Raw genomic sequence first — 14,448 nt, 5'->3', positions numbered from 1 at the left:
TATGACTAAAGAAAATATTTTTAAATGTCTTATGTTATTACCCTATATCTGGCTTTCGACCGGATTATTAGTGCTACGTAATAGCGACAAAACAATGATCGTCATGATGATCATCGCCATAGTCGCCACTCTAATCCATCGCGGATTGGCTCCGTTCAAAGAAAACCTTAAAAATGACAAAACCTTATGGGTACTGTTAGCGGTTACTGGGTACGCATTATTTGCTTATTTTTATCATGGCGGTAGCTCACGAGAAATTCGCGCCTTGATTGGCTCTTCTTTGTTTTTAATTTGTTTTCCGAGAGAGCTGTTAACCCAAAGAGTCTTATTAGGGTTAACACTCTTAGCATCATCTCTCTGCCTAGCATATACGTGTTACTATAATTTATATCTTAATATTGATCGTCGTAACTGGCCGATCAATGCTATTCCCTTTGCCACCATGTGCGCCACATTCGGGATCTTAACGATTGCACAGTTATCAAGTTCTGCATCATTAAGCGTGAAATTACAAGCAGTCTTAGCACTCATATTTAGCCTCACAGCCATCATATTCACAGAAACACGTGGTATTTGGCTAGGTTTTACCATCGCTGCGGCCATCATTCTTTTGCTCAAAGTCAAAAATAAAGGCATCAACTGGAAGTATGCCACTATTGGGCTGACCGCGTTTCTAAGTATCGGTTTCATGGCTAAACCACAAATAGAACAACGCGTAGAACAAACCCAAGCAGAAGTAAATGCAATCACATCTGGTAACTTAAATACCTCTATCGGTTTACGTTTTCAAATGTGGAAACTGGCACCTGATATGCTACAAGATAACTACATCTTAGGTTTAGGGGATAAGCATGTATTACGATTCGATGAAATTTACAAACAAGGCTTTATTTCAAAAAAACTCTTCAACTCCCAGCCCGCGCATTACCATAATCAATATTTAGACAAGTTGATTAAAAATGGGGTGTTCGGTTTATTATTCTTTTTAGCATTGCTTATTGTTCCATTAACACAGTCAAAATATGTTTCCACAGGCAGAAAATACAAAATAATTGGTATCGTTAGTCTGTTTGCCATAGCTTCATTGACTGATGTGCCATTCAACCATGGGCAGACATTATCAATGTATTTATTACTCATTTGTGGTTTGATAAACTACAACGACAAAGAAAAGAGTTTGTAGAATGAGCTGCGATATTTATGTAATTAATTTAGCGTCTTCGCTCGACAGAAAAAATAATATCCAAGCCCAACTCACCAAGCTTGGCTTACAACCTCACTTTTTTTCTGCAATTAATGGTCATACTGAACAACACCCTCTTTTTAATATGTATGACGATAAATTGAGTAAAAAATACAGAGAAAAATCACTCAGTAAAGGTCAGATAGGTTGCTACGCCAGTCACTACCTTATGTGGCAAAAATGTGTAGAGCTCGATCTCCCTCTTATCATTATTGAAGATGATGCACTAATACACTCAGAACCATTCCTAGAGTTCGTTGAAAAAGCATCTACACTAGATAAAAAATATGAATGTATTCGCCTCTTTTCTAATAAAAGAAAAAACTATTGCTCCGATATAGAACAACAACTTAGTTCAACATCCATTTGTAAATTCAACAAAGGGCACATGAGTGCAACAGGTTACTTCTTAACACCCAACGGTGCGAAGAAGCTACTTCAACATTCTCAGCGTTGGTACATGGCTGTCGATATTTATATGGATCGTTTTTGGGTAAACGAAGTTGAATGCTTTGGTACCATTCCCGCCTGCCTAACCAATGACCCTATTTTTGATTCAGATATAGGGTATGGTAAAAAACCACCTCGTAAACTATTCGCACGTTTAAAGCGAGAATGGTTCAACGTTAAAGAACTACTACGGCGCGAAACTCATAATTTTAAATATAAAATGAACCATAAAGTGAAGTAATCAGATGAAAATACTCATTGCCAGTTCTTACAAACACGCCTGGAACAGCGTTCGCCCTGAGGCCGAGATGTTCATCGAAATGGTCAAACAAGGGCATCAAGTCACCGTTGTGACCCAAGGTGATGCTGATTATGTTGCGCGCTTTCGTGATAATGGGATTAAAGTCATTGACTGCTATCCAACAAAGAAAATTTGCCCTAAGACGATCAAAACAATCCATCGCGAATTGAAAAACGGAGATTATGATATTTGTTATGGTTTCAACTCTAAAACCATCCCAAATGCCGCTTTCGCCTGCATTGGTACAAAAGCAAAAATGGTCACCTACCGTGGTACAACGGGAGGGCTATACCGTCATGACCCAAGCGCATACCTAACCCACCTTCATCCACGAGTTGACGGTATTGTGTGCGTTTCTGAAGCTGTTCGCCAAGATGTTATAACACGGACTTGGAAAAAGCCGGAGCAAGTCAAAACGATATACAAAGGGCACAAATTAGATTGGTACTTAGTTCCGCCAACAAAGCGGGAAGAGTTTGGCTTAGATAATGAACACATCATTGGTATCTGTGCCGCCCATGTCCGACCAAGTAAAGGTATCTCAATTTTAGCTCAAGCAACACACTATATTGATAATCCTAATTTCCACCTATTACTGATAGGCAGTGGCTACGAGCCTCATCTAGAAGAAATAAAAAACAGCCCGATGGCAGAACGTATCCATGTTGTAGGGCACCGAAAAGACGTTCCCTCCATCATGGCGATGGCGGATTTTCAGATCCAACCATCCATCAGTGGCGAAGGCCTGCCTCGCACCATTATTGAGGCAATGGCTAACGGTACCACTTCCGTTGTCACGACTACTGGAGGCTCACCTGAACTTGTTGCTGACGGTGAAACGGGTTATATCGTACCAACTGGAGATGCCAAAGCACTGGCAGGTGCCATGAACGCATTGATCAATGAGCGCGACAAAATAGAAGCATTCAGTCTGGCTGCAAAGCATAAACTCGATAACGAATTTAATGCAAAACAAACGGTGATGAAGCACCTAGAATTTTTTGAATTGCTGCAGCAGAACAAAAAGTAATCGATTTATAATTGGATCACACAAATGAATGTCTATATTTGCTCAACGGTTCGCCATCTGCTGTTTAGCCTTTTGAAAGCAACTTATGAAAAGCCAACACCAAGTCATATTATCTTCTTTTATGACTATCAGGACATCGATAAAAACAGCTTCGACTTAACGGCGCTACCCGATCACATCACCGTATCCCTGTTAAGCCGTAAAGCGATTGGTAACAAGCTAAGTCATTCATTGCAAGGTAAATTGTTTCACTTCCTTGCTATGCGCAATGCCTATCTTCCAAATATAATTAAACACCACTTTGCTCACTTGCTTAACAACCTGTTGCCTGAATTAAAGACAAATGTTACCAACGCTCCAATCGAGTTGTTTATCTTTAACGAAAGAAACAAGATGTCGCGTTTATTTCGACTCTTAGTGCCTGATTATCAGATGATCGAAGATGGAATGGCAAACTACACGAAAAAAAGCGTCTCTAGGTCAAAGTGGCTAATCCGCCTGCTTCAAGGAAAGACTCCCTCATACCTGCTATTTGGCGAAAGTAACCGCTGCAAAGCTATCTATGCTGTCACGCCAGATGCGATCCCAAGTGAAGTCCGAAGCAAAGCCAAACAAATCAACTTTATTACCAAGTCAGAAAATATCGGGTATTTAGACCAGTTCTTCGGCTATCAACCGCAACAACACAATGATAGCAATGCATTTATTATTGCAACTCAACCCGCCTTTCATAAAGAAGTGTTAGAAGCAGATTTACAATTCAAAATCTACGATGAAATGATCTCTCAGCTTAATGACATTGGGACACCGATTATTTTGAAAACACACCCGTCGGAAGATCCGGAAAGTTATCAGAATAGGTTTCCTAATATTCAATTAGCCCCATCAAAACTCCCTCTAGAACTGCTTTTATTAAGCAATCAAAAGAAGGTGAATATTATCTCGATAAGTTCATCAGCAGGCCTTGGATTTGAGCATCTTTGCAATAAGATTGAATTGCTAGATGCAGAGCAAATCAGCAAATCCGAACCTATAATGCTGTCATGGCAAAATAATCATAGTGAGCTACAACGCGCTGTAAGAGATAAAATCAAACTATCGCAGACCAACTGTTAATAGTATGGCTCAGACCGTGAGCCATTCATTTAGTATTTGTAACGACAGCCACCATCCTTAACACGCCAATTATTAGCCGAGTACAAAACAAAGCGTATACTAGCCTCACTTCGAGGCTTTAATCATTTCCGCCAACTTGAAGTCCAACTCATTATCAATATCAACGGAATGGTTGTTATCCATAACCAATGCAAAAGAGTGCTGTTGAGGGAATAATGAGGAGTCACATACGACTATCTCTTTTTTTACCAGATACACCGCGCCATTTAATCGATAATACGTTGGTAAATCCTGACTTCGTCTGGCGGTCAATTCTTCAGGAATGAAGTTGTCCATGCCGAGATCATCGGGTAAGGTGTTACACCACAGTGGAGAATGTTCACACTCTGTCACTGAGACTACCCCATTCGCGCTTTTGTCTGCCATCAAAGCGATCGCTTTTTCAATATCTTCAGATGTACGCAAAGGCGACGTCGGTTGCAGCAACAAAATTGAATCAAAAATCCTGCCTTTGGACTCATAATGCCTAATAACATCAAGTACCACATCAATACTGCTTGCTGTATCACTCGATAATTCAGCGGATCGCAGGTAAGGTACTTCTGCACTACATTGCTGCGAAATGTCTGCGATTTCCGGACAATCAGTCGACACCATCACGGTATCAATCGAAGCAACAGCCTTGGCGGCATCAATAGTCCACTGAATAAGCGGCTTACCTGCTAGTGGCAAGATATTTTTCCGAGGTAGCCTTTTACTTCCTCCTCGGGCTGGAATAATTGCTAATATTCTATTCATTACTCTAACTCTAATGAGATGATATCTTGTTGCGCTCTGCGATAATCGTCCATCTGACCAATATCCAGCCAATACTCATGAAGCGGGAACATCAACACGCTCTTGTTCTTGGCAATTTTATTTTCAAGCAATGTCGGCATATCAATTGCCGTATCTTTATCAACCGAGTTATAAACCTCTGGATTCACAACATAAATGCCAGCATTAATATGGAACCGCTGAATCGGCTTTTCAATCATGCTGGTAATACGGTGTCCTTCACCGTAAATGACACCGTATGGGATCTGATAATCATATTCACGGACACACATTGTAGCATCCGCATTTTCTTTATTATGGAATTCCAGCAACTTAGAAAAATCCATATTGGTCAATATATCACCATTAATCATAATTAATGGTAATTGCGGGATTTCTTTCGGCAGAAGCCCCAAGGCTCCTCCCGTACCTAACGGATTCTCCTCGTGGACATATTGGATCTTGACTCCCCAGTTGCTGCCATCACCAAAATGCGCCTGGATCATTTTAGGCAAGTAATGAGTAGAGATGTAAAAATTCTTGAACCCTGCATCAATAAAACGTTGAAGCGTTATCTCTAATATTGGCTTATTGCCAACTTTCAATAATGGTTTGGGGCAATCATCCGTAAGCGGGCGCAAGCGGGTACCGAAGCCTCCCGCCATCAGGAAGATCGGGTTTTCATACTGTGGCTTGTGCAGCAATTCATGTAAGGTGTGAATCCCTTCAATCACACCGTTCTTAACAACAGGAAGCGCAAAAATACTTTTTGATTCCATTAGATGGATCAATTGCTCTTTCTCTGTTTCCGGCCCAACAACGATAGGATTCGAATTCATAACCTCAACAGCAGCATCATCCATATTGAGGCTTCTTAACAAGCCACGACGAATGTCACCATCAGTGAGCGTTCCCAAGAGCTTGTTATTATCAGCAATTAATGCAATACCCAGAGCTTGGCTATCAATGACTTTTAATGCGTCACGTATCGTTGCCTGCTGTGAAATAATAATTTTTTGCCAGCTATTTTTCATATTAGACCTTTAAAACATTAGCTATAATTTCTTGGTTGTTTTAATGCTTGTTTTATTTGGAGACATAGCTGCTCAATATCTTCCGAGGAATAGCGAGAGTCCAAAGGTAACGAGAGTATCCGTTGACTAAGCTTATTTTCCACTCCGTAGGTACTGGGCCAATGGATTGCTAAAAAAATATTCGAATCCATTAACTTGCGCCTAACCTCATTTCTACTATCAATTATGATTGGAAGGTAGGAATAAAAATCAGACACCATATCCAGTGTAATATCCACAGGCAACAGTGATTTCGCCAGCTCATAATTTTTTTGTCTGACTAACCTTTCAGACTCTATCTCGGAATAGAATTCAATCGCTTCAATTAACGAGCGGCTGCTTGGGCTAAAAATACCAACATTTTCATCCAGAAGGGTTTCTGCAGATGAAAACAGCTTCAAATACTCGCCTTCATCCCCTTTTTCATCATGCAGATAATAATATTTTAAATTCTTCGCCTGATATTTTTTATCTGAAAAATCGTCAAGATACCTGACTTCAGTTTTCGTTATAGGGTTATTGATATAAACCAGGCTAAAGTCAGCCACCGGGGCGATTTTTCGCAAGCTGTTAAATGAGCACCAGGCTTTAGAACGAGCTAATACAGACGGATATGGTGAAAATACATCGTCAACAATCACGAGCTGGCTGCATAACGAAATCGAACGTTCCAGTGAAGGTAACTTAAACCCAAAGTAATTAATAAAATACACTGCATCATACTCATCAAGGTTTGCTGGCATCCGATAATTAAGCGTCTCTTCAACCTCATAAAATGAATAAGTAATACGGTACTCTTTGAAAACATCGAGTATCACTTCACATAAAAAATTTGGTACAAGAATGTGCTTTCCAGCCAAATCCGTATTTTCAATAATCAACCGTAATGAAGCGCGCCCGGAATTGGTCACTTCACTAAAATAGCTCTTATTGCACAACTCCTGCTCACCCCCAATATGAAACATATTAAAAGCTCACATCATAAAAAGGTTTTGAACGCAGTTTATCTAACTCAACAGATTTCAGTACGTCAACAACTTGCTGAGAACTGTCTCCCTGACCATATGGGTTAACAACGCTATTTAACGTCATCTGGAAATCAGACTGATAAATTGCTGCAAGTGCCGAGATCATCAGTTGTCTATCAACGGCAATATCAATCACACTTTCAGAGCGAATTCGGCCTTTCTGGCGATCGCCGATATTAATCGTCGCTACTTTAAAAGACGGCGCCTCAACAATGCCACTGGAAGAATTTCCCACCACCGCATCAATATACTGAAGTGCAGATAAGTACCTAAGCTGGCCTAAAGACATAAATGCAATTGATTTTTCTTTATTTGCTTCTACATACTTATCAATCATCAGGTTGATAGTTCGTCCGCCGACATCCGCATTGGCTTTGGTAAAAATCAATAACGTATCTTCGCACTGATCGAGAGCCTCCAAAATCTGACTAAAATCTTTCTCAATCTGAGAAACCGATTCAGTCGTCTCCGGATGATAAGTGATCAGTAAGTTCTTTGCCGCAAGCTTACATTCAATAGAGGCTTCAAAGTCTTCACGGCTCATCAGTTTCATACGGCTGATATTATCTAATCCGACTTCACCGACATTAAACACTCGGCTTGGGTTTTCACCCATCTGGATTACGCGACGGGCATATTCATCAATCGCCGTGAAATGAAGCTGAGACAGTTTGGTAATACCGTGTCGGATCAGCTCGTCAACTGCCCCTTCGGTCAACTCACCACCATTAAGATGTGCAACAGGAATACGGGCAATATTTGCAGCCGACACAATAGGGATCAGTTCATAGCGATCACCGAGTACTAAAACAATATCAGGTTTTAGCTCATCAAATGCCTCGGCAAAACTGATCTGGGCTAACCCCATACTTTTACTGACACCAACCGGCGAATCAGACGAAAGTAGGATTTCGATTTTTTTATCAATTGTATGGCCATCTTCTTGGATCTGCTCCACGGTATAACCAAACTCTGGTGACAAGTGGGAGCCAGTTACAACCAGCTGCAACGCCAGCGCCGGTTCATTGGAAATATCATCCAACAAACACTTCAATAACCCGTATTCCGCCCTTGTCGCCGTTACTACACAGATCTTGCGCATCAGATCAGCTCTCCTTTCGTATAGGCTTTCTTCGCAACACAATTAACGACTTCATCCCAACGTGTTGGAGAAATCCCAGACCCCGGACGTTTAATCTCCAGCATATCCGGTGTCAGCAGCGCACCTTCAGCGATATCACAAGCGGCAATGATGCTCTTGCGAACAATATTGCGATTCTCTTTTTCCGTTTTAGTCGGAACTTTCCACCCGTTGCCTAGGGCTGCCTCGATGTTTCGGATCGCCAGTACCATCGCCTTAAGCTCTTGCGGCTCTAGGCTTGCGCTATGATCCGGCCCCTTCATGGTTTTATCCAACGTAAAGTGCTTCTCGATAACAACGGCGCCCATGGCGACGGCTGCAACTGGTACTTCAATACCCAGAGTATGGTCTGAATAGCCAACACGAATACCTGGAAACGCATTGCGAATAGTCACCATAGCACTAAGATTGACGTCTTCCGGCGCCGTAGGATAATCGGTTGTGGCGTGCAGTACGGTGATCTCATCACGAGTAAGACCAGCCTCTTCCAGAGTGAAGATGGCATGCTCTACTTCCGAAAGATAACCCATCCCCGTTGATAAGATAACTGGCTTTTTAAAACTAGCTATATGACGCAAAAACGGGGTATTGGTTAATTCACCCGAACCGATTTTGAACTGATCCTGAAGCTGGTCTAGGAACGTGGCACTTTGCTCTTCATCTGGGGTCGATAAAAAAGTGATTCCCTTGTTATCACAGTAGGTTTTCAGTTCACTGAAGTCATCATAGCTAAGCTCCAGTCGCTTCAGCATCTGAAACTGCGACTCGACTTGCTGGGTATTCTCTTTCTGGTATTCCGCCATTTCGGCATCTTCCGTCACCAGAAGCTCAGTTTTCCAAGTCTGGAATTTTACCGCATCGACACCTGCATCATGCGCTGCATCGATCAGCTGTTTGGCAAGGTTGATATCACCGTTATGGTTAACACCGGCTTCGGCAAGAATAAATGTTTTGTATTTCATATTAACCCTTTTCACTTCCTATATAGCTGAAACAGTCTTGGCGCAGTTTCACTCTGATGCTGTTCCTGCCACACCTTGTTAAGCCGAGCCCGTGTCTCTGGCATAAAGTCTATTCCTGCTATATAGAATGGGAGTTTCTGATCCGAAAATTTGGATTTAAATTTGAACAGGCTGTCATTTTCATCGGATGTTCGCCCGCCACCGAGCATCATCCACTGGCAACCATTTGCTTTTGCTTGTTCAAATGCATAATCGAGCAATAAATAATTACCATTTTCTCGTAAGTAATTTTGATGATTCGCTGATAGGTGATAATGCGAAATCTCGTTGCCATGCATAAAGAAGCCTGAGGAAACCACCTCGTCATCAAGCACCGCTTCAATCAGCTCAACGCCATCAATAGCCGCAAGCTTGTCAAAATATTCCGGCTTGAAGTAATAAAAATCTGCAGCCGCATTTTTATTCATGGTCTCTTCGTACAAATGAATAAACTTATCTAGATCTTGTCTGCCTACAGTCTTACTCAGTTTCTTATGCGCTTTTCTCAGTATATTACGCGTTGTTTTAGAATACTTAGCCCAACGCTCCTCTGTAGAAACAGCTAAATTAACCACAACAACGGTTCTTTCATGCACTAAGAAATCAAACTGTGATTTCTGCTGCGACATTGGATTAAACGGGTGAAAACGAATGAATTCACAAACAATGTTGTTTTCAAGACAATGCTGACGATAAGACTCAAACGCCTGTTTTAAAAAAGCATCTTCATAACAATTGGTCAACGGACCGCCGTAACCATACGGCGTTTCCAGATCATAGAGCTCTTCTTCAACAGACACTCCGGCAACACTCTTTATTTGACGCTTGATAGAGCGAAACAGAATCGTCTTGTCGCCATCTTCGAATACGTAGTCAAAAAGCTCACCATCTTCTGAGGTATAAAGCCCGGCATACGCTTTCTGATAGTAAATATCACGAGATAAGTCTATTGGGAGGTTTTGCATGTCAAATCTCAGTTGGCGAACTTGGTAAGTTAATTAAGTGGGCTTCAACCCACTCCGACACAGGCAAATCACCACGCATTGCATCTTTGAACATCGGCAGGCGATGCATAAGCTTCCAGATCGGACGTGTCATCACACCATTTTCATTCGTCACTTTTAACAGTTCATCGCGAGCGTTGGCATCCGGGCAAATCACCGCATTCAACCAGTAATTTGATTGGGCATATTCAGGCTCAGTGACAAACTGGAAGCCAGTACCAGCAAAAAAGTCTTGATACTGTTGGGCTAGCTTACGCTTCTGCTCAAGAAAAATTGGCAATACTTCCATCTGCGCACAGCCCAGCGCGGCATTAAGATTTGGCATGCGGTAGTTAAAGCCAGGTTCATCATGATAGAACTCATATGGGTGAGGCACCTTGGCCGTTGTCGTCACATGCTTGGTATGTGCTCCAGCCTCTGCATCACGGCACAATACGATGCCACCACCACCCGTAGTAATGATCTTATTACCATTGAAACTAACAGCACCGAATTCACCTAGGGTGCCGGTGTGCTTGCCTTTGTAAAAAGAACCTAAGCTCTCGGCTGCATCTTCAACCAAAGCCAGCTTCCATTTCAGGCAAACGGCGATAAGCTCATCAAGTTCAACTGGGTGCCCAAAGGTATGCATGGGTACCACTGCACGAATGCGCTGGCCAGTTTGCTTATGGACACAGCCTCGTTCATCAAGCACGGCATGCTGCTCCAGATAAGTCTCCACGGCTTTAGGGCACAAACCTAGGCTAACCTTGGACACATCAATAAAAATTGGCTCAGCACCCATGTGATACAGCGCATTGCATGTCGCTACAAACGTCAGCGCCTGTGTGAGTACCAGATCACCACGCTCCACCCCCGCCATGTATAGCGCAGCATGTAATGCCGCCGTCCCATTGACGGTCGCAACGGCTTTAGGACTATGCGTATAGACTTCAATTTTTCGCTCAAAGTCATCGACAAACTTGCCAACACTCGATACAAACGTGCTCTGAATCGTTTCAGATACATACGCCATCTCATTACCATTAAAGGTTGGCGCATGTAGCGGAATAAACTGATCCGTTTTGTAGATATCACGGACAAACTCAACAATTGCTTGACTCATAAAAATTCCTGCTAAGTAGCAAACAATTACATTTTGCTATCTAAGTATTTGCCTGTCTCTTTATGGCCAAAGTCAGGGATCATTTCGAAAAACAACTCAACAATTTCCTCTTTGTTCCACTCACGGTTTTGTTTCATCTCACCAATACGCTGCTCAAACAATGCCAGCAACTCCGGCTGATACAATGCTTCATTTTTAATCACACCCAAGTTTTCAAAGCACGCCATATCCAGCGTTTCGTTATTGGTAAAGAATTCTTCGAAGTCTTTTTCACCCGTGGTATCACTCGTGGTAAAGAGGCATGGCCATTTTCCTTGAGCTGGCAGTGTTTTTATCAGCTCACGGGCTTCATCTTCACTTTCGCAAAGATGCGATTCATAGCCACGCTGCTCAAGGTATTTCACCGCAATATCAGCAAAAGAAATCAGGTGAAGCGATTCGCTCAGTTTAGGGAAAAAAATGTCACGGTTTTCGCCGAAGATACAAGACATCAGGCACAGCTCGCCGGACTCCTGCGGGGTCACAAAGTAGCGCTTGATATCATGAGGCGCCACGATAGGTTGGTTTTTCTGCAGGCGTTGATTAAAACCGTGTAACAACGAACCATCAGAGAAGGCAACATTAGCAAAACGTGCGGTCGATATAGAAATTTGCTCGCTCTTACGCATCAAGAACATCTCCATAATACGCTTGGAGGCGCCCATCATGTTTACCGGATTCGCGGCTTTATCTGTCGAAACACAGAAATATTTCTTCGCACCGGCATCAATAGAGTGCTGAATGGTTTTGTCAGTATTGAAAACATTAACATCAATCATCCGCATCAAAGTAAACGGATCTTTTTCACTTCGCACATGTTTTAAGGCTGAAAGATTGAGGACATAATCATACTGCCCATCAGCTTTAATAAAGGCATCATATTCAATTGAACCAATATCCAAAGCAAAAGTCTGGAAGTCTCCGTTGATATAACCAAACGAGCTACGGATATCACGCACTAGCTCAACCATATTATTTTCGCTTATATCAACAACATGCAATTTCTCAGGGCTACGCTTAAAAATTTCTTTAGTTACTGCTTGGCCAATTGAACCTGCACCACCCAGAACCAAGAATCGAGAGCTCGAGACGATAGCTTTCAACTGCTGTTCATGTGAGGTGATATCTGCACCAAACAGCTCTTGCTCACGGCCTATTAACGGTAAAATTGCATTCATGCTAGTAACCTTGAAATTAAATTATTAATTATACGGTAGAACGATTGTTATACGTCGTAAAATTCTGCTACCGCAATATTGCTTAACTGCGCCCTTTCTCTAACAACCACAAACCCACATATTTGTTGAAGTTCACTTGGGCGTAGGTCATCGCCATGATAAAGCCTACGCTGCCGTCCATGAAGCCGCGGCGTAAAATGTAAATATGGAAAAAAGTCCAAATAGCCCTTAGCAAAGCTAATCCCAATCCGTGCGAACGCTTACCTTTACGGTGATATTTTTGCGCACCTAGCCAAGCGTATTGCGAAGATTTATCTAAACCATGCCCATAATCACGATGCGTATAATGCAATAAAAAACCTGGTAACGTCGCAATTTCACCCTCAGCAGGGATAACAGTTTCATGCACTTCATCCAAGGTATAACGCGCACCTTCACGTTTAAACAAACGCAATACCGAACGTGCACTACGCCCATACTTCAAGGTCTTTCCATAAAGGGTGACCCCCCACGGTAATTTATACGCTGTTGGCTGAATAACATCTTGTTCTAATAGTTGGATCAATGCTTGTTGCATTTTAGTATCTAACGCTTCATCGGCATCTATCGATAGCACCCAGTCACATGTAGCTTTATCCAGCGCACGCTGTTTTTGCTTACCAAATCCTGGCCAATCAGTAATCGACACATTGTCGGTATATTCTTGGCAGATCGTCACTGTTTTATCCGTAGAACCGCTATCCAGCACAATAATTTCATCAGCAATCGTAGCCACTGACTGTAAACACGCTACCACACGGTCCGCTTCATTTTTTGTAATTAATATGACCGATAACGAATGCTTTCTCACTATCAACCGACTCCTATACTTCTATTTAAGATACTCAACTATATGCTCGTTTCGTCGTTGATATAATGCTTGAGTAATATATTTACTTCGGTATGTTTGCTTAGAAACAACACTTTCACAAAAGATTGAGAAATCATCATCAAGCTCAGCATAATGATTATTCATTTCGGTAATTGTTTGCCAAACATTTTGATGCTGCTCTTTCTTTATCACCTCATTAAATAAATAAAACATCCAAAAATAAGGCGTACAGTATTTTTTTTCTAAAAACGATAATAAAGGGAACCCACTATTACGGTAGTGGATCAAACCTGTATTTCTCGCTAACAAACGAGTAGATTTCAACCCTATCACATCGAGATTTACATCTCGTTTCTTAGTCAAATAACAAAGACTCTCCTGTAACAAATCTTGAATAATTGGGTGGCCTTTATATGCAGCTATAAACCAAGAGACTAGTTGCCGATCATCTGATGATTTTTCCCGAAAACAAAAAAATCCCGTTGATGATATATCTAACCATTCAGTTAATGACCTTTTACAAAATGTTGTTGCATCAGCCCACACCCCACCAAAACGACTGAGTAAATACAGTCTTAACAAATCACTTTTTCCAGCGGAACCAAGATCGATAGTTACTACGTTAAATACAGCAAAAAAGTCAAATCCAAGGTAGGATTGAATATTATCATTATCAAGTAAAATAACTTGATAATCAGGATTATACTTAACCCATGTTTGATAACTTAGCTTAACAAGATCCGGAGCACTCTCTAGCCCAGAGTCCCAGAACATCCAAACAACTTTATTTTCCCCGTCAGAAATAACTGGCTCCGATAATAACGATAACGCTAGCTGGGCACCTTGAATTTCTTCCGACGTTAAGTGTACTCTCCGCTTAAACCGACATTTAAATACTCTCAAATACTCTTTCATTTCACGATGCCAGAATGCCATAATCTATACCTCAATAGCCCAACGTTTAGTACACCTAAATTTTAAAATTACCGTGAGTAATCTACACTTAACCCTACCTCAGAATGATGCAAGTAATCATGCAGTTAAATCACGGT

The 14,448-nt window shown here is 41.7% G+C and carries 14 protein-coding genes; 4 read left to right on the top strand and 10 right to left on the bottom strand.

The genetic code is table 11. From position 1 onward, the window contains the following. Window position 1: 1 nt before the first annotated feature. Genes C9J47_RS16795 through C9J47_RS16780 form a run of 4 tightly spaced genes read left to right on the top strand, consistent with a single transcriptional unit; the run spans window position 2 to window position 4,140 of the window. Complete coding sequence (locus tag C9J47_RS16795) at window positions 2-1,183, top strand: O-antigen ligase family protein (protein WP_107254543.1); 1,182 nt, start codon at window positions 2-4, stop codon at window positions 1,181-1,183. 1 nt (window position 1,184) lies between these two features. Continuing rightward, the gene (locus C9J47_RS16790; protein ID WP_107254542.1) at window positions 1,185-1,934 is read left to right on the top strand and encodes a glycosyltransferase family 25 protein; all 750 of its coding nucleotides are present in this window, start codon (window positions 1,185-1,187) and stop codon (window positions 1,932-1,934) included. A 4-nt stretch (window positions 1,935-1,938) separates the two neighbouring features. Next, window positions 1,939-3,024, top strand: coding sequence for a glycosyltransferase family 4 protein (locus C9J47_RS16785; RefSeq protein WP_107254541.1), 1,086 nt, complete (start codon window positions 1,939-1,941; stop codon window positions 3,022-3,024). 24 nt (window positions 3,025-3,048) lie between these two features. Beyond that, window positions 3,049-4,140 (top strand): glycosyltransferase family 52, encoded by a 1,092-nt coding sequence (locus C9J47_RS16780; protein WP_107254540.1) that lies wholly within the window; start codon window positions 3,049-3,051, stop codon window positions 4,138-4,140. A 105-nt stretch (window positions 4,141-4,245) separates the two neighbouring features. On the opposite strand, the gene C9J47_RS16775 is transcribed toward C9J47_RS16780, so the two are convergent. From C9J47_RS16775 to C9J47_RS16730, 10 genes are all read right to left on the bottom strand, one after another. After that, window positions 4,246-4,938: an acylneuraminate cytidylyltransferase family protein gene (locus C9J47_RS16775; protein WP_107254539.1), complete on the bottom strand. Its 693-nt coding sequence runs from the start codon at window positions 4,936-4,938 to the stop codon at window positions 4,246-4,248. Beyond that, window positions 4,938-5,990 (bottom strand): nucleotidyltransferase family protein, encoded by a 1,053-nt coding sequence (locus C9J47_RS16770; RefSeq protein ID WP_107254538.1) that lies wholly within the window; start codon window positions 5,988-5,990, stop codon window positions 4,938-4,940. The genes C9J47_RS16775 and C9J47_RS16770 overlap by 1 nt, the downstream gene beginning before the upstream one ends. Before the next feature lie 17 nt (window positions 5,991-6,007). Further along, on the bottom strand, window positions 6,008-6,994 hold the full coding sequence (locus tag C9J47_RS16765; RefSeq protein ID WP_107254537.1) for an aspartate aminotransferase family protein: 987 nt from the start codon (window positions 6,992-6,994) through the stop codon (window positions 6,008-6,010). Window position 6,995: 1 nt separating this feature from the next. Further along, window positions 6,996-8,159, bottom strand: coding sequence for a UDP-N-acetylglucosamine 2-epimerase (gene neuC / locus C9J47_RS16760; RefSeq protein WP_107254536.1), 1,164 nt, complete (start codon window positions 8,157-8,159; stop codon window positions 6,996-6,998). Then, the gene (neuB, locus tag C9J47_RS16755) at window positions 8,159-9,160 is read right to left on the bottom strand and encodes an N-acetylneuraminate synthase (RefSeq protein WP_107254535.1); all 1,002 of its coding nucleotides are present in this window, start codon (window positions 9,158-9,160) and stop codon (window positions 8,159-8,161) included. Before neuB ends, neuC begins: the two co-directional genes overlap by 1 nt. Window positions 9,161-9,171: 11 nt before the next feature. Beyond that, the gene (locus tag C9J47_RS16750) at window positions 9,172-10,164 is read right to left on the bottom strand and encodes a GNAT family N-acetyltransferase (RefSeq protein WP_107254534.1); all 993 of its coding nucleotides are present in this window, start codon (window positions 10,162-10,164) and stop codon (window positions 9,172-9,174) included. 1 nt (window position 10,165) lies between these two features. Then, a complete protein-coding gene (locus C9J47_RS16745) occupies window positions 10,166-11,308 on the bottom strand; it encodes a LegC family aminotransferase (RefSeq protein WP_107254533.1) in 1,143 nt (380 codons plus the stop codon). 26 nt (window positions 11,309-11,334) lie between these two features. Next, complete coding sequence (locus tag C9J47_RS16740; RefSeq protein ID WP_107254532.1) at window positions 11,335-12,525, bottom strand: UDP-N-acetylglucosamine 4,6-dehydratase; 1,191 nt, start codon at window positions 12,523-12,525, stop codon at window positions 11,335-11,337. 82 nt (window positions 12,526-12,607) lie between these two features. Continuing rightward, a complete protein-coding gene (locus C9J47_RS16735; protein ID WP_107254531.1) occupies window positions 12,608-13,375 on the bottom strand; it encodes a glycosyltransferase family 2 protein in 768 nt (255 codons plus the stop codon). Window positions 13,376-13,396: 21 nt separating this feature from the next. After that, window positions 13,397-14,332 (bottom strand): capsular polysaccharide synthesis protein, encoded by a 936-nt coding sequence (locus C9J47_RS16730; protein ID WP_107254530.1) that lies wholly within the window; start codon window positions 14,330-14,332, stop codon window positions 13,397-13,399. Between the last annotated feature and the right edge of the window lie 116 nt (window positions 14,333-14,448).

It is taken from the genome of Photobacterium indicum (genome assembly GCF_003026215.1).
Taxonomy (GTDB): Bacteria; Pseudomonadota; Gammaproteobacteria; order Enterobacterales; family Vibrionaceae; genus Photobacterium; species Photobacterium indicum.
Note: the sequence above shows the minus strand (reverse complement) of the source record. Positions and strands in the feature narration are given on the sequence as shown.